Below are 23745 nucleotides of genomic sequence, written 5' to 3'. Positions count from 1 at the left end.
AAGTAGAAGAAGAGTTTTAAAGCTCCCGTCTCTTCCCCTGACCACGACAGCAAGTGCTTTGAACCTATGGCTAAAATTATCGGCATCATCGTCGTATTCGCGAGCGTGCTCGGCGGCTACGTGCTCTCCCACGGCAAGATCGCAGCGCTGATCCAGCCGTTCGAAGTACTGATCATCGGCGGTGCAGCCTTTGGTGCATTCCTGCAGGCCAACCCTGGCCACATGACCATGCACGTCATCAAGAAGTCGATGAAGATGTTCGGCTCGCGCTTCACCCATGCCTACTACCTGGAGGTACTGGGCCTGGTGTACGAGATCCTCAACAAGAGCCGTCGCGAAGGCATGATGGCCATCGAGGCTGACATCGAAGACGCCGCCGCCAGCCCGATCTTCGCCAAGTACCCGACGGTACTGGCCGATGAGCGCATGACCGCGTTTGTCTGCGACTACCTGCGCATCATGTCCACCGGCAACATGGCCCCGCACGAACTCGAGGGCCTGTTCGACATGGAGCTGCTGAGCATGAAGGAAGAGCTGGAGCACCCGTCCCATGCGGTGACCGGCATCGCTGACGGCATGCCTGGTTTCGGTATCGTCGCGGCGGTACTGGGTATTGTGGTGACCATGGCCTCGCTGGGCGAGGGTGACCAGGCGGCCATCGGCATGCACGTGGGTGCGGCGCTGGTGGGTACCTTCTTCGGTATCCTCGCTGCCTACGGCTTCTTCGGCCCGTTGGCCAAGTGCCTGGAGCACGATGCCAAGGAAGAGCTGAACCTCTACGAATCGATCAAGGCTTCGCTGGTTGCCTCGGCCTCGGGCATGCCACCTTCGCTGGCCGTGGAGTTCGGGCGCAAGGTGCTGTACCCCATGCATCGCCCAAGTTTTGCCGAGCTGGAACAAGCGGTTCGCGGTCGCTGAGTCATGGAAAACAATCAGCCCATCATCGTAAAGCGCGTCAAGCGCTTTGGCGGCGGCCACCACGGCGGCGCCTGGAAAATCGCATTTGCCGACTTTGCTACGGCAATGATGGCGTTCTTCCTGGTGCTGTGGTTGATGTCCACGGCCACGCCGGAGCAGAAGATTGCCATTGCTGGTTACTTCAAGGACCCGATCGGCTTCTCGGAAAGCGGTACGCCTTATGTCATCGACCTGGGCGGCTCGCCTGAACTGGCGCCGGAGAAAACCATCAACCCGGAAGTGAAATCCGAGCCGATGCCCGAGAGCACGACCCAGCTGAGCAAGGACCAGGTCGAGACCATGGCCGAGCAGGTCGAGCGCGAGCGCCTGGAGTTGCTGCTGCAGGAACTGCAGAACAAGGTGGAAGAGAACCCGCAGCTGCAGAAGTTCAAGGACCAGATCCTGTTCGAAATTACCCAGGACGGGCTGCGCATCCAGATCATGGATGCCGAGAACCGGCCGATGTTCGACATCGGCAGTGCCCGCTTGCAGCCCTACTTTGAAGATATCCTGCTGGCCATGGCCGACACCATCAAGGCGGTGCCGAACAAGATCAGCATCAGCGGCCACACCGACGCCAAGCCGTATGCCGGCAGTGGTGAGTTCGGCAACTGGGAACTGTCGGCCAACCGTGCCAACGCGGCGCGCCGTGCGCTGGTGGCCGGTGGTTACCCGGACGGGCAGGTGGCGCGGGTGGTGGGTTACGCCTCGTCGTCGCTGTTCGACCGCAAGGACCCGTTCAACCCAGTCAACCGCCGTATCGATATCATCGTGCTGACCAAGAAGGCCCAGCGCAATATCGAGGGTGAGCAGGGGGCGCCGGAAGCGCCGGCCGGCGAGCCTGCTGCACCGCCGGCTAGCGGCCCTGTGCCTGGGGCTGCCGCACCGGAAGCGGAGCAAGCACCGATGCAACCGCGTGAGCTGCGCCAGAAGCTGAACATCTTTGAAGATGGCACGCTGAAGATGGATGAGGCCAAGGAGCAGTAAGCGGCTTTTGTGTTAATTGCAGGAATTCGCTATTCCTGTGGGAGCAGGCATGCCCGCTCCCACAGGGGGGCGGCGCGCTCACGGTCTTGGTCGTCTGCGCAACCTTGCCCTATCAGTAGCTGTCTTCGCTCAGGCTGGCGATGATCGAGCGGTAGCTGTTCATGCGTTGCGGCTTGATGCGCCCCTCGTCCAGTGCCTTGAGCAGCGCGCAGCCCGGTTCGCGGTCATGCTTGCAGTCGCGGAAGCGGCAGGTGCCAAACAGGTCGCGGAACTCGATGAAGCCATCTTCCACGTCGTCGCGGCTGACATGGCCGAGGCCGAACTCGCGGATGCCCGGCGAGTCGATCAGGTCGCCGCCGTTAGGGAAATGGTACAGCCGCGCCGTGGTGGTGGTGTGAGTACCTTGGCCCGACCATTCCGACAGGTCGCCGACACGGGTGCCGGCATCTGGCAGCAGGCTGTTGACCAGCGACGACTTGCCCACCCCCGACTGGCCGACGAACACACTGATGTGGCCGTCGAGTTGCTGTTGCAGGCGCTGCATGCCGTCACCCTGGTGTGCCGATACTTCCAGCAGCGGGTAGCCCAGTTCACGGTAGACCTCCAGCAGCGCATGCAGGCCGGGGCCATTCTCGTCGTTGATCAGGTCGGCCTTGTTCAGCAGCAGCAGCGGGCGCAGGCCAGCGTGCTCGGCAGCTACCAGGTAGCGGTCGATCAGGTTCGGGTGCGGCTCGGGAGCAGGGGCGAACACAATCACGATCAGGTCGACGTTGGCGGCCACCGGCTTGAGTTGACCGTGGTTGTTCGGCCGGCACAGCTCGGTGCTGCGCGGCATCTGCGCCACGATTACGCCGATGCCCTGGTTACCCGCACGCCACACGACACGGTCGCCAGTGACCAGCGCCGGCAGGTTGGCGCGCAAATGGCAGCGGAACACCTGGCCTGCGGTTTCGCCATCCTGGGCTTCAACTTCTACCTGCACGCCAAAGTGCGCGATCACCAGGCCCAGTTGCTCTGGCCCCAGGTCGCCGCCTTCCAGTTCCTGCAGCGCATGCTGCTCGCGTTTGGCGGCGCGAGCGGCGCGCTCGCCCTGGATTTTTTCGATCCGCCAGTTCTGGCGGCGATTGAGCTGGCGTTTGGCCATGAAGGTACCGTGTGGAAGGCCCGGGCAGGGCATTGAAAACGGCTGGCAGTTTAGCACGCCAGGCGCTGGACCATGGCGCTTACCTTTGAAGCGGTGAATGGGCGTGCTTTTGGCCACTAGGCTAATATGACGGCCTATATGAGGAGCCCTGCATGCAAAACCCACAGAACCTGATCTGGATCGACCTGGAAATGACCGGCCTGGATCCGGACAGCGATGTCATCATCGAGATGGCCACCATCGTCACCGACAGCGAGCTGAACACCCTGGCGGAAGGGCCGGTGATCGCCATCCACCACAGTGACGAAGTGCTGGCGCGCATGGACGAATGGAACACCCGCACCCACGGTGCTTCGGGCCTGACCCAGCGCGTGCGCGAGAGCAAGGTCAGCATGGCTGAAGCCGAGGCGCAGACCATCGCCTTCCTCGAGCAGTGGGTGCCGAAAGGCAAGTCGCCAATCTGCGGCAACAGCATCTGCCAGGACCGCCGCTTCCTCTATCGCCACATGCGCAATCTGGAAAACTACTTCCACTACCGCAACCTGGATGTCTCCACCCTGAAAGAGCTGGCCGCGCGCTGGGCGCCGGACGTGCGTGACAGCTTCAAGAAGGGCAACACCCACCTGGCGCTGGACGATATCCGCGAATCGATCGCCGAACTGCGCCACTACCGCGAGCATTTCATCAAGGTGTGAGCCGAAAAGGCGCAGATATTGTATCTGCGCCCCCTTTTGGTGCCCTGGGCAACTGGTTAGACTGCGCGCCTTTCTCGCACGGACCCGCGCCATGTTGTTGATGCTCTACCTCATCGCTATCACCGCCGAAGCCATGACCGGCGCGTTGTCTGCCGGGCGCCGCGGCATGGACTGGTTTGGCGTGGTGCTGATCGCCTGCGTCACCGCGCTGGGTGGCGGTTCGGTGCGCGACGTGCTGCTCGGGCATTACCCGCTGACCTGGGTGAAGCACCCGGAGTACCTGGTGCTGACCAGCTTTGCGGCGTTGCTGACCATTTTCATTGCCCCGATGATGCGCCGCCTGCGCTCGCTGTTCCTGGTGCTCGATGCCCTGGGGCTGGTGGCCTTTACCCTGATCGGCTGCATGACCGCGCTGGAGATGGGGCAGGGCATGCTGGTGGCGTCGATCAGTGGGGTGATCACCGGGGTATTTGGCGGGATCTTGCGGGATATCTTCTGCAACGACATTCCACTGGTGTTCCGCCGCGAGCTGTATGCCAGCGTGTCGTTTGCGGCGGCATGGTTCTACCTGGGGTGCGTGTATTTCAAGGTGCCGGCAGAGCAGGCGATGCTGCTGACCTTGTTTGGCGGGTTCCTGGTGCGGTTGCTGGCGATCCGCTTCCACTGGGAAATGCCCAAGTTCCACTACAACGACCAGCAGTGACACATGGGGCCGCAAAGCGGCCCCCGTTATTGAATGCCGTGACGGGCCAATGCCCACTCCACATGCTCGCGCACCAGTTCTGATTCATCCTCGCGCCGGGCCTTCAGCGCCTCGATCACAGGAATGGTGGAAGGGGCGTTGCCCAACCCCACCGCCAGGTTGCGCAAGAATCGCTCATACCCCGCCCGCCGCAACGGCCCGCCCTCAGTCTTGCGCAGGAAGGTGCGCTCATCCCACAGGAACATCTGCGCCAACTCGGCATTCTCCAGCCCGTGCCGCGGCTGGAAGTCCTGTTCCTGGCTGTGCTTGGCAAAGCGGTTCCACGGGCAGACGATCTGGCAGTCATCGCAGCCGAACACCCGGTTGCCCATCTTTGCGCGCAACTCGACAGGGATCGCGCCTCTCAGCTCGATGGTCAGGTACGAGATGCAACGCCGCGCATCCAGCACATAGGGCCCGACAAACGCCTGGGTCGGGCAGATGTCCAGGCAGGCCTGGCAGCGCCCGCAGTGCTCGCTGGTAGTCGCTTCGTCCACCGGTAGCGGCAAATCGACAAACAGCTCTGCAAGGAAGAAGTAACTGCCCGCCTTGCGGTTGAGCAGCAGGGTGTTCTTGCCGATCCAGCCCAACCCGGCCTGTTCGGCCAGGGCCTTCTCCAGTACCGGCGCGCTGTCGACGAATGCGCGGTAGCCGAACGGGCCGATGGCTTCCTGGATGCGGTCGGCCAGGAATTGCACGCGCTTGCGCACCAGCTTGTGGTAGTCCCGGCCCAGTGCATAGCGCGATATGTAGGCCTTTTCCGGCTGTGCCAGGCGCTGCGCCATCTGTGTGTCGCCGGACAGGTAGTCCATGCGCAGCGAGACCACCCGCACCGTGCCGGGAATCAGTTGGTCGGGGTGCGAGCGCTTGCTGCCGTGCGCGCCCAGGTACTCCATTTCGCCCTGGTAGCCGGCATCGAGCCAGCGCTGCAGGTGGTGTTCGTGTTCGCCAAGGTCGACCCCGGCGATGCCGACATGGGCAAAACCGAGTTCCTGGCCCCAAATCTTGATCGATTGGGCCAGTTGGGCGAGGTCAGGTGTGCAGCTGGACATGGATGGGCAAGGCAATACGGGCTCAGGTGCGTATAATTCTGCCAGACATTGGAGCCTTTGACCCCATGCCGCAGACCAAACACCCCAGCCATGCCCCGCAATCGCTCAGCAGCGTGACCGTCGCGCACCTGCCGACGCGGCCTGTGTATGCCCATAAAGGCGACTTCGGCCATGTGCTGGTGGTCGGTGGCGATCTGGGCACAGGCGGCGCTGTGCTGTTGAGCGCTGAAGCCGCCCTGCGCAGCGGCGCCGGGCTGGTCAGCGTGGCGACGCGAAATGAGCATGTGAGCGCGAGCCTGGCCCGTCTGCCCGAAACCATGTGCCTGGGCGTCAGCTCGGCCAATCAGTTGATGGGCGTGCTGGAGCGCGCCTCGGTGCTGGTGGTGGGCCCGGGGTTGGGGCAGGCGGCGTGGGGGCGTAGCCTGCTCTCGGCAGTGGCCAACGCCGAACAGCCGCAGGTGTGGGACGCCGATGCCCTGAATTTGCTGGCGCGTACCCCTCTGGCTCTGCCCAGTGGCAGCATCCTCACCCCGCATCCGGGGGAGGCGGCGCGGCTGCTGGGTATTTCCACCGAAGCGGTACAGGCCGACCGCCAGGGCGCTGCGCGCAAGCTGGCGCGCCGTTACAACAGCGTTTGCGTGCTCAAGGGCGCCGGCACCCTGGTGGCCGACCCGGCCGGGCAACTGATGCTGTGCGAACGAGGCCACCCGGCCATGGCCGGGGCCGGCTTTGGCGATGTGCTGACCGGTGTGCTGGCGGCGTTGTTGGCCCAAGGGCTGGATGCCTGGCAGGCCGCTGGCCTGGGGGTGTGGTTGCATGCCTGTGCAGGCGAGCGGCTGGGTGTAAAAGGTAGAGGCTTGGCGGCCAGTGATCTGGCGCCGGTCATTCGTGAGTTACTGGAGGAGCATTCTGCGTGTCTGGCATAACCTTGTTTCTGGCCGATGAAGACGCCACGGTCAAGTTTGGTGCAGCACTGGCCGAGGTGACCGGCGGTCGCGGCGTGATCTTTCTTGAGGGCGACCTGGGTGCGGGCAAGACTACGCTTTCCCGAGGGCTGATCCGTGGCCTGGGCCATACAGGTGCAGTGAAAAGCCCGACCTTCACCGTGGTCGAACCCTACGAAATCGGTGAGGTGCGAGCCTTCCATTTCGACCTGTATCGCCTGGTCGATCCGGAGGAGCTGGAGTTCATGGGGATTCGTGACTATTTCGAGGGCGACCCGCTGTGCCTGTTCGAGTGGCCACAAAAGGGTGCGGGCGTTTTGCCAAAGCCTGACCTGACCATTACCATAAGCCCCCAAGCGGGCGGACGCTCGCTGATCCTTTCGCCGCAGGGGGCTCGCGGCGAGGCCTGGTGCATGGCACTGGCCAAACACTATAAACAGTAAGTGGGGTAGGTATGCGCATACGCGCACTGGTCGCCATCGTTGGGCTGCTGCTGACAACGGTGACCGTTGAGGCTCTGGCCGTCACTCAAGTCAAGAGCGTGCGCCTGTGGCGCGCGCCAGACAACACGCGGCTGGTCTTCGACCTGTCTGGCCCCGTGCAGCACAGCGTCTTCACCTTGAGCGCGCCTGATCGCCTGGTTATCGACATCAATGGCGCGACACTGGCCGCGCCATTGAACGTGGCCACCTCCAACACGCCGATCACTAGCGTGCGTTCGGCTCAGCGCACCCCGACCGACCTGCGGGTGGTGGTCGACCTGAAAAAGTCGGTCACCCCGAAAAGCTTCACGCTGGCGCCGAACGCCCAGTACGGCAATCGCCTGGTGGTCGACCTGTACGACCAGGAAGCCGATGCCATTGCGGCCAGCGCGCCACCGCCGGCACCGGCGCCGGTACAGACGCCGGCGACCACACCAGCGGTGCCGGTATCCCCGGCCCAGCCCGCCATCAAGTTGCCGCCGGTACCTAGCGGTAAGCGTGAAATCGTGGTGGCCATCGATGCCGGCCACGGTGGCGAAGACCCGGGTGCGTCCGGTTCGCGCGGCCAGCATGAAAAAGACATCGTGCTGCAGATTGCCAAAGAGCTTCAGCGCCAGATCAACAGCGAAAGGGGCTTCCGTGCCGAACTGACCCGTACGGGCGACTATTTCATTCCGCTGCGCAAACGCACCGAAATCGCCCGCAAGAAGGGTGCCGACCTGTTCATCTCGATCCACGCCGACGCCGCGCCGTCGCGGGCTGCATTTGGTGCTTCGGTGTTCGCCTTGTCTGACCGCGGCGCCACCTCCGAGACCGCGCGCTGGCTGGCAGACACGGAAAACCGTTCCGACCTGATCGGCGGTGCCGGCAACGTCAGCCTCGATGACAAGGACCGCATGCTGGCCGGCGTGCTGCTGGACCTGTCGATGACCGCCACGCTCAGCTCCAGCCTCAACGTGGGGCAGAAGGTGCTGGGCAACATGGGCCGTGTCACCTCGCTGCACAAGCAGCGTGTGGAGCAGGCTGGCTTCATGGTGCTGAAGTCGCCGGATATCCCGTCGATCCTCGTTGAAACCGGGTTCATCTCGAATAACAACGAAGCTGCCAAGCTGGCTACCGCCAGCCATCAGCAGGCCTTGGCCCGTTCGATTCATACCGGTGTGCGTCAGTACTTCCAGCAGAACCCGCCGCCGGGTACCTATATCGCCTGGCTGCGTGATACCGGCAAGATTGCCGCCGGCCCGCGTGAGCACACGGTGCGCCCTGGCGAAACCCTGGCGATGCTCGCCGTGCGCTACCAGGTCAGCGTGGCCAGCCTGCGCAGCACCAACAGCCTCAAGACGGATGAACTGAAGGTCGGCCAGCGCCTCGACATCCCTGCTACCACATTGGCCGCGCAATGAGTGGCGGTTCGCGCATCCAGCTGCTCAGCCCGCGGCTGGCCAACCAGATTGCCGCCGGCGAGGTAGTCGAGCGGCCCGCCTCCGTCGCCAAGGAGCTGTTGGAAAACAGCCTGGACTCCGGCGCCCGACGCATCGACGTGGACGTCGAGCAGGGCGGCGTCAAGTTGCTCAAGGTACGGGACGATGGCAGTGGTATTTCTGCTGACGACCTGCCGCTGGCCTTGGCCCGCCACGCCACCAGCAAGATTCGTGAGCTTGAAGACCTTGAAGGGGTATTGAGCCTGGGTTTCCGTGGCGAGGCCCTGGCATCGATCAGCTCGGTGGCGCGCCTGACCCTGACTTCGCGTACCGCCAGTGCCAGCGAGGCCTGGCAGGTCGAAACCGAAGGCCGTGACATGACCCCGCGCGTGCAGCCGGCGGCGCACCCGGTGGGTACTTCGGTAGAAGTCCGCGACCTGTTCTTCAATACCCCGGCGCGGCGCAAATTCCTGAAGGCCGAGAAAACCGAATTCGACCACCTGCAGGAAGTCATCCGCCGGCTGGCGCTGGCGCGTTTCGACGTCGGCTTCCACCTGCGCCACAACGGCAAGAGCGTCCTCAGCCTGCACGAGGCCCATGACGAAACTGCCCGGGCGCGGCGGGTGGGCGCCATCTGCGGCCCGGGCTTCATGGAGCAGGCGCTGCCGATCGACGTCGAGCGTAACGGCCTGCGCCTGTGGGGCTGGGTCGGCCTGCCGACCTTCTCGCGCAGCCAGGCAGACCTGCAGTACTTCTTTGTCAATGGCCGTGCGGTGCGCGACAAGCTGGTCGCCCACGCTGTGCGCCAGGCTTACCGTGACGTGCTGTTCAATGGCCGGCACCCGACATTCGTGCTGTTCCTGGAGCTGGAGCCCAACGGCGTTGACGTCAATGTGCACCCGACCAAGCACGAAGTGCGCTTCCGCGAGGGGCGCTCGGTGCACGATTTCCTGTATGGCACGCTGCACCGCGCGCTGGCTGATGTGCGCCCGGAAGACCACTTGGCCGCGCCTGCCGCAGTACCTGAGATGGTCCGCCCTACTGGCCAGCAGGCTGGTGAATTCGGCCCGCAGGGCGAAATGCGCCTGGCCTCGCCGGTGCTTGAACGGCCCCAGGCGCCGCAGCATGCGATTTCCAATGGCGGCAGTGGCGCCGGTTACCAGTATCAATACACCCCGCGCCCCTCGCAGCCCGTGCCGGCCGCGGAGGCGCAGGCGGTGTATCGCGAGTTCTACAAACCGCTGGAAGACGGAGCGGCACCGGTAACCACGCTGCCCGAAAGCCAGGGTGACATTCCCCCGTTGGGCTACGCACTGGCGCAGCTCAAGGGTATCTACATCCTGGCCGAGAACGCCGTTGGCCTGGTGCTTGTGGACATGCACGCTGCCCACGAGCGCATCATGTACGAGCGCCTCAAGGTGGCCATGGCCAGCGAAGGCCTTAGCGGCCAGCCGCTGCTGGTGCCCGAAACCCTGGCCCTGAGCCAGCGTGAAGCTGATTGCGCCGAAGAGCATGCGCAGTGGTTCCAACGCCTGGGCTTCGAACTGCAGCGCCTGGGCCCCGAGACCTTGGCGATTCGCCAGATTCCGGCCTTGCTCAAGCAGGCCGAGGCCAACCGCCTGGTTCAGGATGTGCTCGCCGACCTGATGGAGTACGGCACCAGCGACCGTATCCAGGCCCACCTCAATGAACTGCTCGGCACCATGGCCTGCCACGGCGCCGTGCGTGCCAACCGGCGCCTGGCGATCCCCGAAATGAATGCCCTGCTGCGCGACATGGAAAACACCGAACGCAGTGGCCAGTGCAACCATGGCCGTCCCACCTGGACCCAGATGGGCCTGGACGATCTGGACAAACTTTTCCTGCGCGGTCGATGAAATGAGCGGCAAGCCCCCTGCAATATTCCTGATGGGCCCGACGGCGGCCGGCAAGACCGACCTGGCCATCGAGCTGACCAAAGTGCTGCCGTGCGAGCTGATAAGCGTCGACTCGGCGCTGGTCTATCGCGGCATGGACATCGGTTCGGCCAAGCCGTCAAAAGAAATTCTGGCCGCCCACCCGCACCGCCTGATCGACATCCGTGACCCGGCCGAGAGCTACTCGGCCGCGCAATTTCGCGCCGATGCCCTGGAGGCCATGGCCGACATCACCGCGCGCGGGAAGATCCCGCTGCTGGTGGGCGGCACCATGCTCTATTACAAGGCGTTGATCGATGGCCTGGCCGACATGCCGGCAGCTGACGCTGCGGTGCGAGCCGACCTGGAAGCCCAGGCCCAGGCGTTGGGGCTGGCCGAACTGCACCGCCAGTTGGCCGAGATCGACCCTGAATCGGCGGCGCGCATCCACCCCAACGACCCGCAGCGGTTAATTCGCGCGCTGGAGGTGTACCGGGTGAGCGGCGAGAGCATGACGGCTCATCGCCAGCGTCAATTCGCGGAAAGTCGCGGCGCAGACGCAGGCGCTGGCGGACATTTGCCCTATACTGTCGCGAGTTTGGCGATTGCTCCTACAGATCGTCACATTTTGCATCAGCGAATTGCGTTACGATTTTCGCAGATGTTGGAACAGGGCTTCGTTGACGAGGTCCGATCGCTGCGAGCCAGAAGTGACTTGCACGCCGGGCTGCCGTCTATACGGGCTGTGGGTTATCGGCAGGTCTGGGATTACCTGGACGGCACGCTGACTGAGAATGAGATGCGAGAACGCGGTATCATCGCTACCCGGCAGCTGGCCAAGCGGCAGTTCACCTGGTTGCGTGGCTGGCCTGATGTGCACTGGCTTGACAGCATGGCCTGCGACAATCTGTCCCGCACCTTGAAATACCTTGGGGCCATCTCCATATTGAGCTGAGTCCCTGCTGATTGCCGTCTATTCTTGCGAAGGGGCGGCCTAATTTATCGATTTTCTTGATTTTCTATTATTTATCCTTACAGGAGTGCGGCATATGTCAAAAGGGCATTCGCTACAAGACCCTTACTTGAACACCTTGAGAAAAGAAAAGGTTCCGGTATCCATCTACCTGGTCAACGGCATCAAACTGCAGGGCTCGATCGAATCGTTCGACCAGTTCGTTGTACTGCTGAAGAACACCGTCAGCCAAATGGTCTACAAGCACGCCATTTCGACTGTGGTACCTGCCCGTCCGGTTCGCCTGCCAAGCCCGTCCGATTCCGACCTCGGCGACAGCGAGCCAGGCAACGCCTGATAGGAGCCTGCATTGTTCTTTGAGCGCCACGGTGGTGGTGAACGGGCGTTGCTCGTTCACTTGGAAGGTCAGAACCCTGAGGCGCGCGAAGATCCGCAGGAGTTTCGGGAGCTGGCACTGTCGGCCGGGGCGGACATCGTCTCGCTGGTGACCGTGACACGGCATCAGCCAACGGCTAAATACCTGATTGGCAGCGGCAAGGTCGAGGAATTGCACGACCTGGTCCATGCCGAACAGGTAGACCTTGTGATTTTCAATCACACCCTTACGCCCAGTCAGGAGCGCAACCTTGAACGTGTGTTCGAGTGCCGTGTGCTCGATCGTACCGGGCTGATCCTCGATATTTTCGCCCAACGGGCGCGTACCCATGAAGGCAAGCTGCAGGTCGAACTGGCCCAGCTTGATCACATGAGCACGCGGCTGGTGCGCGGCTGGACCCACCTTGAGCGACAAAAAGGCGGTATTGGCCTGCGTGGCCCGGGTGAAACCCAGCTCGAAACCGACCGCCGCCTGTTGCGGGTGCGCATTCGCCAGATCAAGTCACGACTGGAGAAGGTACGCAGCCAGCGTGAGCAGGCGCGTCGCGGGCGCAAGCGCGCGGATATCCCTTCTGTGTCGCTGGTGGGTTACACCAACGCCGGCAAGTCCACGCTGTTCAACGCGCTCACCGAATCCGAGGTGTACGCCGCGGACCAGCTGTTCGCCACCCTCGACCCGACCCTGCGCCGGCTCGAGCTCAACGACCTGGGGCCGATCGTGCTGGCTGACACCGTGGGCTTCATTCGTCACCTGCCGCACAAGCTGGTCGAGGCATTTCGGGCTACGCTCGAAGAGTCGAGCAACTCCGACCTGCTGCTGCACGTGATCGACGCCCATGAGCCAGAGCGCATGGAACAGATCGAGCAGGTGCTGGCCGTGTTGGGCGAGATTGGCGCTGAAGGCTTGCCCATCCTCGAGGTGTATAACAAACTCGACCTGCTCGAAGATGTCGAGCCGCAGATCCAGCGCAATGCCGATGGCAAGCCGGAACGGGTCTGGGTATCGGCACGCGATGGGCGTGGTCTGGAGCTGGTTGGCCAGGCGATTGCCGAGTTGCTGGGGGATGATCTGTTTGTCGGTACCCTGTGCCTGGAGCAGCATTTTGCACGCTTGCGCGCGCAATTCTTTGCTCTGGGTGCCGTGCAGAGTGAAGAGCATGATGAAGAAGGGCGCAGCCTGCTAAGCGTGCGACTGCCCAGGGTCGAATTGAATCGCCTGGTCAGCCGCGAAGGCATGGAGCCGCAAGTGTTTGTCGAGCAACACACTTTGCAATAAATGCTCGTCGAGGTCGCCGGGCAGCAGTGACAGGCATTCTGTAGCATTGGACGGCGCGCCGTGGGCGCGTCTTTGCTTTATCAGATGGAGAGCGCTATGGCTTGGAACGAGCCGGGTGGCAACTCGAACAATCAGGATCCCTGGGGCGGCCGCCGTGGTGGCGGTGGCGGTGGTGGTGACAAGAAAGGTCCGCCGGATCTGGACGAGGCCTTCCGCAAACTGCAGGACAGCCTGAACGGCATGTTCGGCGGTAACAAGAAACGTGGCGGCGGTGACCGCAATGTCGGCAAGGGCGGTGGCCTGGGCCTGCTGGGCATCGGCCTGGCGGTACTGGCTGCCATCTGGCTGTACAGTGCCGTGTACGTGGTCGACGAGCAGGAGCAGGCTGTGGTGCTGCGCTTCGGCAAGTATCATGAAACGGTCGGTCCCGGCCTGAACATCTACTTCCCGCCGATTGATCGCAAGTACATGGAAAACGTCACGCGTGAGCGTGCCTATACCAAACAGGGCCAGATGCTGACCGAAGACGAGAACATCGTCGAGGTGCCGCTGACCGTCCAGTACAAGATCAGCAACCTGCAGGACTTCGTGCTTAACGTCGACCAGCCTGAGGTAAGCCTGCAGCACGCGACCGACAGTGCCCTGCGCCACGTGGTGGGTTCCACCTCGATGGACCAGGTACTGACCGAAGGCCGTGAGCAGATGGCCGTGGATATCCGCGAACGCCTGCAGCGCTTCCTCGACAACTACCGTACCGGTATCACCGTTACCCAGGTCAACGTACAGAGCGCGGCAGCCCCGCGTGAAGTGCAGGAAGCCTTCGACGACGTGATCCGTGCCCGCGAAGACGAGCAGCGTGCCCGCAACCAGGCCGAGTCCTACGCCAATGGCGTGGTGCCGGAAGCCCGTGGTCAGGCCCAGCGCATCATCGAGGACGCCAACGGTTATCGCGACGAAGTCATCGCCCGGGCCAAGGGTGAGGCCGACCGCTTCACCAAGCTGGTCACCGAGTACCACAAGGCACCTGACGTGACCCGTCAGCGTCTGTACCTGGAGACCATGCAAGAGGTCTACAGCAATTCGAGCAAGGTCATGGTGGCGACCAAGGACGGGCAGAACAACCTGCTCTACCTGCCACTGGACAAGATGGTCGAAGGCAGCCGCAACCCGTCCACGCCAACCACCAGCGTGTCGCCATCGGTCAACGATGCGGCCGCCCGTGCGGCGCAGGACCTGCAACAGCAACAGCAGCCGCTGCGTACTAGGGAGAGCCGCTGATGAGCAATAGATCGCTGATCGCCCTGATCGCCGCCGTCGTTCTGGCCATCGTGGCCTGGAACAGCTTCTATATCGTGTCCCAGACAGAGCGTGCGGTACTGCTGCGCTTCGGTAAGGTGGTCCAGGCAGATGTCCAGCCAGGCCTGCACGTGAAGATTCCGTATGTGAACCAGGTGCGCAAGTTCGACGCCCGCCTCATGACCCTCGACGCCCCGACCCAGCGGTTCCTGACCCTGGAGAAGAAAGCGGTGATGGTCGACGCCTACGCCAAGTGGCGCGTCAAGGATGCCGAGCGCTTCTACACCGCCACGTCCGGCATGAAGCAGATCGCCGACGAGCGTCTGTCGCGTCGTCTGGAAAGCGGCCTGCGCGACCAGTTCGGTAAACGTACCCTGCACGAGGTGGTTTCCGGTGAACGTGACGCACTGATGGCTGACATCACTGCATCGCTGAACCGCATGGCCAACAAGGAGCTGGGCATCGAGGTGGTCGACGTGCGCGTCAAGGCCATCGACCTGCCGAAGGAAGTCAACCGCAGTGTGTTCGACCGTATGAGCACCGAGCGTGAGCGTGAAGCTCGCGAGCACCGTGCCAAGGGTAACGAGCTGGCTGAAGGTATTCGTGCCGATGCTGACCGCCAGCGCCGTGTGCTGCTGGCCGAGGCCTACCGCGAAGCAGAAGAAACCCGTGGTGACGGCGACGCCCAGGCGGCTGCCATCTATGCCAAGGCCTACAGCCAGGACGCTGATTTCTATGCGTTCCACCGTAGCCTGCAGGCATACCGCGAGAGCTTCTCGAGCAAAAGCGACGTGCTGGTTCTGGACCCGAAGAACGAGTTCTTCCGTTACCTGGACAAGAGCAGGCCGTGATGCTCAGGCCCTGATTTTCATGCAGGGGCGCCCCGCCGGGCAGCTAAAACACCAGGCGGGGTGCATCCTGAATGAAAAGGGGTGTATGATGAGGCAGCCGGGAAATTTCCCGGCTTTTTTGCGTCTGAAAGGTTGATTGGCAAAGCGCCAGTTGACGGTTTGGTCAGCTCGCAAGGCAATTCGAGGGTATCGGGTACGGTGGCTGCGCTGGGATCAGTGCTGCCCGCTGCTGTGCGCGATACCGGCTTTACTGACGGCTCGCCTGCTGGCAAGCCGCCCGGACCAGAGGGGAAAAGGCGTAATGGCAACGGTAGACCGCTGGCTGCTGCCAGATGGCATCGAGGAAGTACTGCCACCTGAGGCTGCGCGCATCGAGATCGCGCGCCGTCAGGTGTTGGACCTGTTCCAGAGTTGGGGCTACGAGCTGGTCGTCACCCCGCATATCGAGTACCTGGAGTCGCTGCTCACCGGCGCCGGCCAGGACCTGGATCAGCGCACCTTCAAGGTAGTGGACCCGCAGTCCGGCCGCCTGATGGGCTTCCGCGCCGACTTCACCCCGCAGGTGGCGCGCATCGACGCCCACACCCTGCGCCGTGAAGGCCCGAGCCGCCTGTGCTACGCCGGCAGCGTGCTGCACGCCCAGCCGCGTGCACTGTCCACCTCGCGCAGCCCGATCCAGCTGGGCGCCGAGCTGTATGGCGATGCCAGCCCGACCAGCGACGTGGAAGTCATCAGCCTGATGCTGGCCACGCTGCAACTGGCCGATGTGCCGGACGTACACATGGACCTGGGCCACGTCGGTATCTACCGCGGCCTGGCCCGTGCTGCCGGCCTGTCCGGTGCGGTCGAGCAACAGCTGTTCGACGCCCTGCAGCGCAAGGCCGTCGATGAAGTGCAGGCACTGACCGCCGACCTGCCGAAGGACCTGGGCAACATGCTGCGCGCACTGGTCGAACTGTGCGGTGGCCGTGAAGTGCTGGCCGAAGCCCGGGTGCGTCTGGGTCGTGCTCCGGCCGGCGTGCTGGCAGCGCTGGACGACCTGCTGTCGATCGCCGATCGCCTGACGTCGCGCTTCCCGGACCTGCCGCTGTACTTCGACCTCGGCGAGCTGCGCGGCTACAACTATCACACCGGCGTGGTGTTCGCCGTGTTCGTACCGGGCGAGGGTCAATCGATCGCCCAGGGCGGGCGCTACGACGACATCGGCGCCGACTTTGGCCGGGCACGTCCGGCCACCGGTTTCTCCACGGATTTGAAGACCCTGGTCACACTGGGGCGAGCGGAGGTCGTATTGCCAACGGGCGGCATCTGGATGCCGGACAGTGGCGACGCGGCCCTCTGGCAGCAAGTCTGCCAGTTGCGCAACGAGGGCCAGCGTGTGGTCCAGGCCCTGCCTGGCCAGCCGTTGAGTGCTGCTCTCGAGGCGGATTGTGATCGGCAATTGATTCAGCAAGACGGGCGCTGGCAGGTTCTGCCGCTGGCCCAGTGAGTTTCTGCGTCGGCAACAGGCCGGCAACCAAGTTTGCGTGAATGAGGACCAATGTAATGGGTAAGAATGTCGTCGTCCTGGGCACCCAGTGGGGTGATGAGGGCAAAGGCAAGATCGTCGATCTGCTGACCGAACATGCTGCCGCCGTAGTGCGCTACCAGGGTGGCCACAACGCGGGTCACACCCTGGTGATCAACGGTGAAAAGACCGTTCTGCACCTGATTCCGTCCGGCATCCTGCGTGAAGGCGTACAGTGCCTGATCGGCAACGGCGTGGTCGTTGCCCCGGACGCCCTGATGCGCGAAATCACCAAGCTGGAAGAAAAAGGCGTACCGGTGCGCGAGCGCCTGCGCATTTCCCCGGCTGCGCCGCTGATCCTGTCGTACCACGTGGCGCTGGACCAGGCCCGCGAAAAAGCCCGTGGCGAAGCCAAGATCGGCACCACCGGCCGTGGTATCGGCCCAGCCTACGAAGACAAGGTCGCGCGCCGCGGCCTGCGTGTGGGCGACCTGTTCCACCGCGAGCGTTTCGCTGCCAAGCTGGGTGAGCTGCTGGACTACCACAACTTCCAGCTGGTGAACTACTACAAAGAGCCGGCCATCGACTTCCAGCAAACCCTGGACGAGTGCATGGCCTACGCTGAACAGCTCAAGCCGATGATGCTCGACGTCACCGCCGAGCTGCACAACCTGCGTCGCGCCGGCAAGGACATCATGTTCGAAGGTGCCCAGGGCTCGCTGCTGGACATCGACCACGGTACCTACCCGTACGTCACCAGCTCCAACACCACCGCTGGCGGTATTTCCACCGGTTCCGGCGTTGGCCCGATGTACCTGGACTACATCCTGGGCATCACCAAGGCCTACACCACTCGCGTGGGTTCCGGTCCGTTCCCGACCGAACTGTTCGACGAGACCGGCGCTACCCTGGCCAAGCGTGGCCACGAGTTCGGCTCCACCACTGGCCGTGCCCGTCGTTGCGGCTGGTTCGATGCCGTCATCCTGCGTCGCGCCATCGACGTCAACAGCATTTCGGGCATCTGCCTGACCAAGCTGGACGTGCTGGACGGGCTGGAAACCATCAACATCTGCGTTGGCTACAAGAACGAGAACGGTGCTGTCATCGACGCGCCTTCCGATGCCGACAGCTACATCGGCCTGGAGCCGGTGTACGAAGAGATGCCAGGCTGGAGCGAGTCGACCCTGGGTGCAAAAACCCTGGAAGAGCTGCCGCAAGCTGCGCGTGACTACATCAAGCGCATCGAAGAGCTGGTCGGCGCGCCGATCGACATCATCTCGACCGGCCCGGACCGCAACGAGACCATCGTGCTGCGTCACCCGTTCGCCTGATCCGCCCTCCAGGCTGATCTGACGCCGTGGCCCTGAAAAAGGGCCGCGGCGTTTTCATTTGTGGGGTACACCAGTACCGGCCAATCCACCTTGCTGAACCATGGCGTTTATCCCTGCTGCCTTCGGCACAACCCTTGCTGTAAGAAGTTTCTGAAGATGCCATCAAAATAGTGGCGCCAGAAAACACGAGGGTTACACCGTGTCTGCCATCCTCTCACTGTTACGAAGCCGCCTTTTGCGGCCTGTGTTTGTTGCCCTTGGTATCGCTCTTTTGGTGCAGGTGTTGGTTGCCGTTGCGCTCACCCGAAGCACGGTCACCGCCCTGGAGGCCGACCTTGGCGAACGCCTGGGTAACGACAGCCGCCAGCTGGCCAATGACCTGGAGCAAGCCGGGCAAGATGTGCGCTCGGGCCTCGACGGCCTGTCCAGCAGCACCCGCCAGCGCCTGAGCGCCGGGTTGTCGGAGCGCCTGCAAAGCGAACAGCAGCAACTGCGCAGCACCTTGGAAAAGAACCTGAAGGACTCCGCCAACGACATGGCCGAGCTGCTGGCTTCGGTTGCCCCGCGGGCGATCTGGGACAACGATGTGCCGGTGCTCTCCGACTTTGCCCGGCGTGCCCAGCGCAACCCCAATGTGCTGTTCGTGGTGTACGACGATGCCCAGGGCCAGCACCTGACCCGTTACCTGAACCGGCAAAACCCGATCAACCAGGCTTTGATGGACAAGGGCCAGGGCGAGCGTGCGCTGGACAAGGTGATCAATGCCGCCCGACACGACCCGGCGGTGTACTTTGTCGAAGCTTCGATCAACCCCAATGGCGCAGAAATCGGCAAGGTGGTGATGGGGGTTTCCACGGCGGGCATCGACCAGGAGCTCAAGGCCCTGGACCAGCGCTTCGCGGCGCTGATTGCCAGCGGTGAGCAACTGGTTGGCGACAGCCTGGTGGGTGCCGCAGCCGACAGCGGCAAAACCCTGCGTGAGCGCCTGGAGAAGGCGCAAGGCAGTGCTGCAGCGATGCAGGCCAATACCGCACAGACTGTGCGCGATGCCGCTGCCGAACTGCGCTGGCGCATTGGCCTGGGCCTGGTGCTGGTCGGCCTGGGTGTGCTGCTGGTGGTGGCCGTGGTGCTTGGCCGCCGAGTGCTGAGCAAGCTGCGCCTGCTGATTGCTGCCCTGGACGACCTGGCGGCGGGCGAAGGCGACCTGACCAAGCGCGTGCCGCTCGACAGCCGCGACGAAATTGGCGACATGGCTTCGGCGGTGAACCGCTTTGTCGACAAGCTGCAACCGATCGTACGTGAGGCGGGCGAGGTGGCGCAGCGTACCGGTGTCGAGATTGGCGCGATGGCCCAGCGCAATGCCGGCGCTGATGCGGCTGCGGCACTGCAACGTGATGAAGTGGCAGCCAGCCTGCGCGACCTTTCGAGCATGGCCGACGAAGCTCAGGCCGAAAGCCACGCGATGCAGGCGGCCTTGAAACAGGTGGTGGATATCCGCCAGGCCACCGACGAAAACAGCCGCACCTCGACCCAGCTCGCGGGGTTGATCGAGAACCTGGCAGGCCAGGTAGAGACCGGCTCACAGGTGATCGAGCGTCTGGCCAAGCAGAGTGAGCAGATCGAAGTGGTGTTGACGGTGATCCACGGCATTGCCGAGCAGACCAACCTGCTGGCGCTGAACGCGGCCATCGAAGCCGCCCGGGCAGGTGAGACCGGGCGCGGGTTTGCCGTGGTGGCCGATGAGGTGCGAGCGCTGGCGAGCAAGACGCAGAGCTCCACGGGGGATATCCAGTCGCACATCGCGGCGCTGCAGAAGGGCGCCAAGGAAGCCGTGGCGACCATCAGCCAGGCCGGGCTCAAGGCCAGCGAAGGGCTGCTGGTACTGCGTGATAACGAGCGCCGGCAGCAGTCGGTGCAGGCGGCGGTGGAGCAGGTGCATGCGGCCATTGGGCTAGCCACCCGCGCAGCTGAGCAGCAAGCGAGCGGGGCGCAGGCCGTGCGGGGGCGGGTGGAGACTATCCATGCCCAGGCTGAGCGCTCGGCCGAAGTGGTGATGCAGACCACGGCCAGCAGCAAGGTGCTGGATGACCTCGCCGCGCAGCTACGGGCAAGCCTTGGCCAATTCCGCGCCTGACGCGGTCCCTGTAGGAGCGGCCTTGCGTCGCGATGGGCCGCTCCTACAGTGGGAGGTGTTGCTATGATGGCGGCGACACATGGCAAAGGGAGTTGTTCATGTCCGCCCAACTGGTCGCCGCTCCGGCTGAACTGGATTTTCTTCATAGCGATGGCATTTGCGTCACCGCACCAATGACCGCCATCCAGGCCTACTGCGCCATGACCTCGGACGTTCCGGGCTGGCTGGCCATGGCCTTTCGCCTGCGCGACTTCATCTCGCGCCGGTTCAACGTTGCCACTATCCACGGTTTTTCATCGCGCAGCCCTGAGCGGGTTCCGGCAGTGGGTGAGCTACTGGATTTCTTTACCGTCGAGGGAATCAGCGACCAGCAACTGGTCCTGACGTCGCGTGACACGCACCTGGCGGTGATGGTGAGCATGGATCTGGATGAAGCAGAGCAGGGCCGGCAACGCTTGAATGTGACCACCTCGGTGCAGTGCTCCAATCGTTTCGGCCGCCTCTACATGCTGCCCGTCGGCAAGGCTCATGGGCCAATCGTTCGCCGGATGCTGCGTAACATCTGATGGCCTCATCGCCGGCAAGCCAGCTCCCACAGGTACTGCACAGGCCTTGCGGGCGGCGCGGTACCTGTGGGAGCTGGCTTGCCGGATGAAGGCGACGCGGGTCAAGCTTTGTTCAGGTACATCCGCGTCGTCAGCAGATAAACCGGCAACCCCGACACTACGATCAGCAATGCCGCATAAGGCGCCGCTGCCGCGAACTCGACGTTGGCTGTATGCGCCCACACCTCGGTGGCCAGTGTGGTCATGCCCGTGGGGCTGAGCAGTAGCGTGGCAGTCAGTTCCTTCATGGCATCCAGGAACACCAGCGCAAAAGCCGCCGCCATGGCCGGGAAGATGATCGGCAGGGTCACCCGGCAGAACGCGGTAAAGCTGCTCGCGCCCAGGGTGCGTGCAGCTTCCTCAAGCGTTGGCGAGGCCTTGTTCAGCGCGGTGCGCACCGGCGACTGGGCCAGCGGCAGGAACAGCAGCGCATAAGCCAGCAGCAGCAGTGCCGTGGTCTGGTACAGCGCCGGCACGTAGTGCAGAGCGAAGAACACCAACGTCAGGGCAATCACCAGGCCGGGCAGGGCGTGCAGGAGGTAGGGCAGACGCTCAGCCCAAATCGCCAGGCGACCCTTGTAGCGCACCACCAAGAAGCTGATCGGCAGGGCCAGCAGCACGCAGAAGCCAGCACCGCCAAGCGACACCGACAACGAAGTGAACAGTGCCTTGGAGATGGCCGCGACCGGGAACGCTGCTGACGACCCCACGCTCAGCCAGTAGCCGAGCATGGCCAGCGGAATACCGCTGCCCAGCACCGCCAGGCCCACGCAAAACAGCTGTGCCAGCACCGCCCAGCCACGCAGCCGCACCGGTTGCGCACGCCGCGCTACGCCCTGGCCGATGCGCACATGGCGGGCTTTGCCGCGTACGCGCAGTTCCAGCCACAGCATCACCAGGCACATCGCCAGCAACACGGCAGACAGCATGGCAGCGTTGGCGTTGCTGAACTCCAGTTCGAACTGTTGGTAGATGGCGGTGGTGAAGGTTTGCAGGCCGAGGATCGACAAGGCGCCGAACTCCACCAGCATGTGCAGGGCAATCAGCAGCGCGCCGCCGAGCATCGACGGCCACAGCAGCGGCAGGGTGACCTTGCTGAACACGCCCCAGCGGCTGCAACCGAGGGTGCGCGCCGACTCCTCCAGCGAGGTGTCGAGGTTGCGCAGGGTTGCGGCAACGGGCAGGAACACCAACGGGTATTTGGACAGGGCCATGACCATGATCGCCCCGCCGAGGCCTTCGAAGTCCGAACTCAACGATACCCAGGTGAAGCTGCTGACGAACGACGGCACTGCGAACGGCAGGCATAGCACCACGCCCCACAGCCGGCGGCCGGCCAGGTTGCTGCGCTCCAGCAGCCAGGCCAGCGCCAGGCCCACCACCATGCAGGTCAGCGTCACCCCGACCATCAGCAACAGGGTGTTGCGCATCAGCCCCCAGACAAAGGGACGCCACAGCAGGTGCAAGGCCTCGCGCCAGCCGGCTTCCCAGGCTTTGATGGCGACATAGGCCAGTGGCAGCAGGCTCATCGCCACCAGGAACAGCACAGGTAGCACCACCCAGATGGAGGGGCGCTTGCGGCGCGGTACGAAGCGCACCGGCGCCGGTGCGGACAGGGCGGCAGTCATCAGAGCAGACCGACCTCGCGTTCAAGCTCGATGGCTTCTTCGGCGTTACCAAGGTCGGCCGGCGAGATCTTCGGCGGGCGCAGCTCATCGAACGGCTTCAGTCCACGGTCAGAAACCATGCCCTTGTGCAGCGGGTACTCGGCGGTGGTCTGGGTGATCACGCGCTGGCCTTCTTCGCTGGCCATCCAGTTGAGCAGGGCCTGGGCTTCTTTCGGGTGCTTGCTGGCCTTGACCACGGCCGCGCCGGAGATGGTGACCAGGTTGCCGGCATCGCCGTCGGCCAGGTAGTAGAGTTTGGTGTCCAGCTTGCCGCGTTCGCGTTCAAGCGCGTACCAGTAGTAGTTGTTCACCAGTACCGCAGCCACTTCGCCTTTTTCCACGGCTTTGAGGGCGACCATGTTGTTGGTGTAGGTCTTGCCGAAGGCTTTCAGGCCGGTCAGCCATTCTTCGGTGGCTTCTCGACCGTGCATTTTCAGGATGGCCACGGCCTGCTCCTGGAACGCACCACTGGTGGGTACATAGCCGACGCGGCCTTCCCACTCGGGGTTGGCGAAGTCCATCACCGTGGTTGGCAGGTCTTTTTCGTCGACCTTTTTCGGGTTGTACACCACGATGCGGGTACGGGCCGTGATGCCCATCCAGGTGCCGTTGGCGCCAACGTACTCCTTGGGCACCATGTTCGAGGTGGCGTCGTCGATCTTCGCCAGCAGGCCCAGCTCGCCCAGGTTGTTCAGGGGCGGGGACTCTTCGGTGTAGATGATGTCGGCCGGCGACCGGTCGCCTTCTTCGATGATCTGGCTGGCCAGCTGGTTGCTGCTGCCCTTGCGAATGTCGATGTGAATACCGGTCTTGGCCTCGTAGGCCTTGGCGATGGCTTCGCCGATTTCCTTGTGCTGACCGTTGTACATGGTCAGGGTGACCGGTGCGTCTGCCATGGCGGCCGGAGCGCCGATGACCAGGCTCAGCACGGCGGCGGCCAAGGTGCGCATCAGCGGTTGCGGGCGGATCGTCATGCGGGTACTTCCTCGCTTACGGCTACATATTTGGAAACAATGGTAAACGAAATTGTTTCTCAAGTGGCCGTATGACGAGAAATTCATGGGCAGACCATGGTGTAGGCACTGGGAGCGCGCGGGAAGGGCGGGGGCAAAAAACGCAGGCAAGAAAAAACCCACTAGCAAGCTAGTGGGTTTTTGTATGGTGCCCAGGAGAAGACTCGAACTTCCACGACCTTGCGGTCACTGATACCTGAAACCAGCGCGTCTACCAATTCCGCCACCTGGGCAAAGCTTTACATCATCTGTAGAAGGCGACTATCGTTCGCTTTCACACAGTAGTAACAGATCCTTGGTCATCTGTTACTTGAAAATATTTGGTGCCCAGGAGAAGACTCGAACTTCCACGACCTTGCGGTCACTGATACCTGAAACCAGCGCGTCTACCAATTCCG

General features: G+C 63.3%; 21 protein-coding genes, 1 tRNA gene and 1 pseudogene. 18 read left to right on the top strand and 5 right to left on the bottom strand.

Annotation, left to right across the window (positions count from 1 at the left end):
* Positions 1-66 precede the first annotated feature (66 nt).
* Entirely contained in the window at positions 67-918 is an 852-nt protein-coding gene (motA, locus tag SB765_RS05450) for a flagellar motor stator protein MotA (RefSeq protein ID WP_016489455.1), read from the top strand.
* 3 nt (positions 919-921) lie between these two features.
* The gene (motB, locus tag SB765_RS05445) at positions 922-1944 is read left to right on the top strand and encodes a flagellar motor protein MotB (RefSeq protein ID WP_341796913.1); all 1023 of its coding nucleotides are present in this window, start codon (positions 922-924) and stop codon (positions 1942-1944) included.
* 112 nt (positions 1945-2056) lie between these two features.
* Here the strand turns inward: motB and rsgA are convergent, their stop codons facing one another.
* Complete coding sequence (gene rsgA, locus SB765_RS05440; protein ID WP_341796912.1) at positions 2057-3088, bottom strand: small ribosomal subunit biogenesis GTPase RsgA; 1032 nt, start codon at positions 3086-3088, stop codon at positions 2057-2059.
* A 152-nt stretch (positions 3089-3240) separates the two neighbouring features.
* Here rsgA and orn point away from each other — a divergent pair, with 152 nt between their 5' ends.
* Together orn and SB765_RS05430 are read left to right on the top strand one after the other, a co-directional pair.
* The gene (orn, locus tag SB765_RS05435; protein WP_043198134.1) at positions 3241-3783 is read left to right on the top strand and encodes an oligoribonuclease; all 543 of its coding nucleotides are present in this window, start codon (positions 3241-3243) and stop codon (positions 3781-3783) included.
* Positions 3784-3874: 91 nt separating this feature from the next.
* Positions 3875-4486 carry a trimeric intracellular cation channel family protein gene (locus SB765_RS05430; RefSeq protein ID WP_003249516.1) on the top strand — a complete coding sequence of 204 codons (612 nt, stop codon included), beginning with the start codon at positions 3875-3877 and terminating at the stop codon, positions 4484-4486.
* A gap of 26 nt (positions 4487-4512) precedes the next feature.
* On the opposite strand, the gene queG is transcribed toward SB765_RS05430, so the two are convergent.
* The gene (gene queG / locus SB765_RS05425; protein WP_341796911.1) at positions 4513-5577 is read right to left on the bottom strand and encodes a tRNA epoxyqueuosine(34) reductase QueG; all 1065 of its coding nucleotides are present in this window, start codon (positions 5575-5577) and stop codon (positions 4513-4515) included.
* A 65-nt stretch (positions 5578-5642) separates the two neighbouring features.
* Here queG and SB765_RS05420 point away from each other — a divergent pair, with 65 nt between their 5' ends.
* The 14 genes and pseudogenes from SB765_RS05420 to SB765_RS05355 all read left to right on the top strand — a co-directional run bounded on the left by SB765_RS05420 (position 5643) and on the right by SB765_RS05355 (position 20628).
* Positions 5643-6503: an NAD(P)H-hydrate dehydratase gene (locus SB765_RS05420; RefSeq protein WP_410931059.1), complete on the top strand. Its 861-nt coding sequence runs from the start codon at positions 5643-5645 to the stop codon at positions 6501-6503.
* A complete protein-coding gene (gene tsaE, locus SB765_RS05415) occupies positions 6491-6964 on the top strand; it encodes a tRNA (adenosine(37)-N6)-threonylcarbamoyltransferase complex ATPase subunit type 1 TsaE (RefSeq protein ID WP_016501886.1) in 474 nt (157 codons plus the stop codon). Before SB765_RS05420 ends, tsaE begins: the two co-directional genes overlap by 13 nt.
* A gap of 11 nt (positions 6965-6975) precedes the next feature.
* Positions 6976-8406 carry an N-acetylmuramoyl-L-alanine amidase gene (locus tag SB765_RS05410; protein ID WP_341796909.1) on the top strand — a complete coding sequence of 477 codons (1431 nt, stop codon included), beginning with the start codon at positions 6976-6978 and terminating at the stop codon, positions 8404-8406.
* The gene (gene mutL, locus SB765_RS05405) at positions 8403-10301 is read left to right on the top strand and encodes a DNA mismatch repair endonuclease MutL (protein ID WP_410931058.1); all 1899 of its coding nucleotides are present in this window, start codon (positions 8403-8405) and stop codon (positions 10299-10301) included. The genes SB765_RS05410 and mutL overlap by 4 nt, the downstream gene beginning before the upstream one ends.
* A gap of 1 nt (position 10302) precedes the next feature.
* Positions 10303-11274, top strand: coding sequence for a tRNA (adenosine(37)-N6)-dimethylallyltransferase MiaA (gene miaA, locus SB765_RS05400; RefSeq protein WP_410911050.1), 972 nt, complete (start codon positions 10303-10305; stop codon positions 11272-11274).
* A 94-nt stretch (positions 11275-11368) separates the two neighbouring features.
* A complete protein-coding gene (gene hfq / locus SB765_RS05395) occupies positions 11369-11629 on the top strand; it encodes an RNA chaperone Hfq (RefSeq protein WP_016489445.1) in 261 nt (86 codons plus the stop codon).
* Between the two features lie 12 nt (positions 11630-11641).
* Positions 11642-12943, top strand: coding sequence for a ribosome rescue GTPase HflX (gene hflX, locus SB765_RS05390; protein ID WP_341796906.1), 1302 nt, complete (start codon positions 11642-11644; stop codon positions 12941-12943).
* A 96-nt stretch (positions 12944-13039) separates the two neighbouring features.
* Positions 13040-14221: an FtsH protease activity modulator HflK gene (hflK, locus tag SB765_RS05385; RefSeq protein WP_016501881.1), complete on the top strand. Its 1182-nt coding sequence runs from the start codon at positions 13040-13042 to the stop codon at positions 14219-14221.
* Positions 14221-15090: a protease modulator HflC gene (gene hflC, locus SB765_RS05380; RefSeq protein ID WP_197898565.1), complete on the top strand. Its 870-nt coding sequence runs from the start codon at positions 14221-14223 to the stop codon at positions 15088-15090. Before hflK ends, hflC begins: the two co-directional genes overlap by 1 nt.
* A 301-nt stretch (positions 15091-15391) precedes the next feature.
* Complete coding sequence (locus SB765_RS05375) at positions 15392-16579, top strand: ATP phosphoribosyltransferase regulatory subunit (protein WP_258909694.1); 1188 nt, start codon at positions 15392-15394, stop codon at positions 16577-16579.
* A 56-nt stretch (positions 16580-16635) separates the two neighbouring features.
* Positions 16636-17928: an adenylosuccinate synthase gene (locus SB765_RS05370; protein WP_016489441.1), complete on the top strand. Its 1293-nt coding sequence runs from the start codon at positions 16636-16638 to the stop codon at positions 17926-17928.
* Between the two features lie 535 nt (positions 17929-18463).
* Positions 18464-19156: pseudogene (locus SB765_RS05365) on the top strand (methyl-accepting chemotaxis protein); the annotation flags it as partial.
* Positions 19157-19177: 21 nt separating this feature from the next.
* Complete coding sequence (locus tag SB765_RS05360; RefSeq protein WP_371262273.1) at positions 19178-20062, top strand: methyl-accepting chemotaxis protein; 885 nt, start codon at positions 19178-19180, stop codon at positions 20060-20062.
* 98 nt (positions 20063-20160) lie between these two features.
* Complete coding sequence (locus SB765_RS05355) at positions 20161-20628, top strand: DUF2867 domain-containing protein (RefSeq protein WP_341796905.1); 468 nt, start codon at positions 20161-20163, stop codon at positions 20626-20628.
* 101 nt (positions 20629-20729) lie between these two features.
* On the opposite strand, the gene SB765_RS05350 is transcribed toward SB765_RS05355, so the two are convergent.
* From SB765_RS05350 to SB765_RS05340, 3 genes are all read right to left on the bottom strand, one after another.
* On the bottom strand, positions 20730-22295 hold the full coding sequence (locus tag SB765_RS05350; protein ID WP_016489439.1) for an ABC transporter permease: 1566 nt from the start codon (positions 22293-22295) through the stop codon (positions 20730-20732).
* The gene (locus SB765_RS05345) at positions 22295-23308 is read right to left on the bottom strand and encodes an extracellular solute-binding protein (RefSeq protein ID WP_016501876.1); all 1014 of its coding nucleotides are present in this window, start codon (positions 23306-23308) and stop codon (positions 22295-22297) included. Before SB765_RS05345 ends, SB765_RS05350 begins: the two co-directional genes overlap by 1 nt.
* 185 nt (positions 23309-23493) lie before the next feature.
* A tRNA-Leu gene (locus SB765_RS05340) sits at positions 23494-23580 on the bottom strand.
* Between the last annotated feature and the right edge of the window lie 165 nt (positions 23581-23745).

Origin of the sequence: Pseudomonas sp. SIMBA_067 (assembly GCF_046534675.1) — a bacterium.
Classification (GTDB): domain Bacteria; phylum Pseudomonadota; class Gammaproteobacteria; order Pseudomonadales; family Pseudomonadaceae; genus Aquipseudomonas; species Aquipseudomonas putida.
The sequence above is the reverse complement of the archived record's forward strand: the minus strand, read 5'-3'. Positions and strand labels throughout refer to the sequence as shown.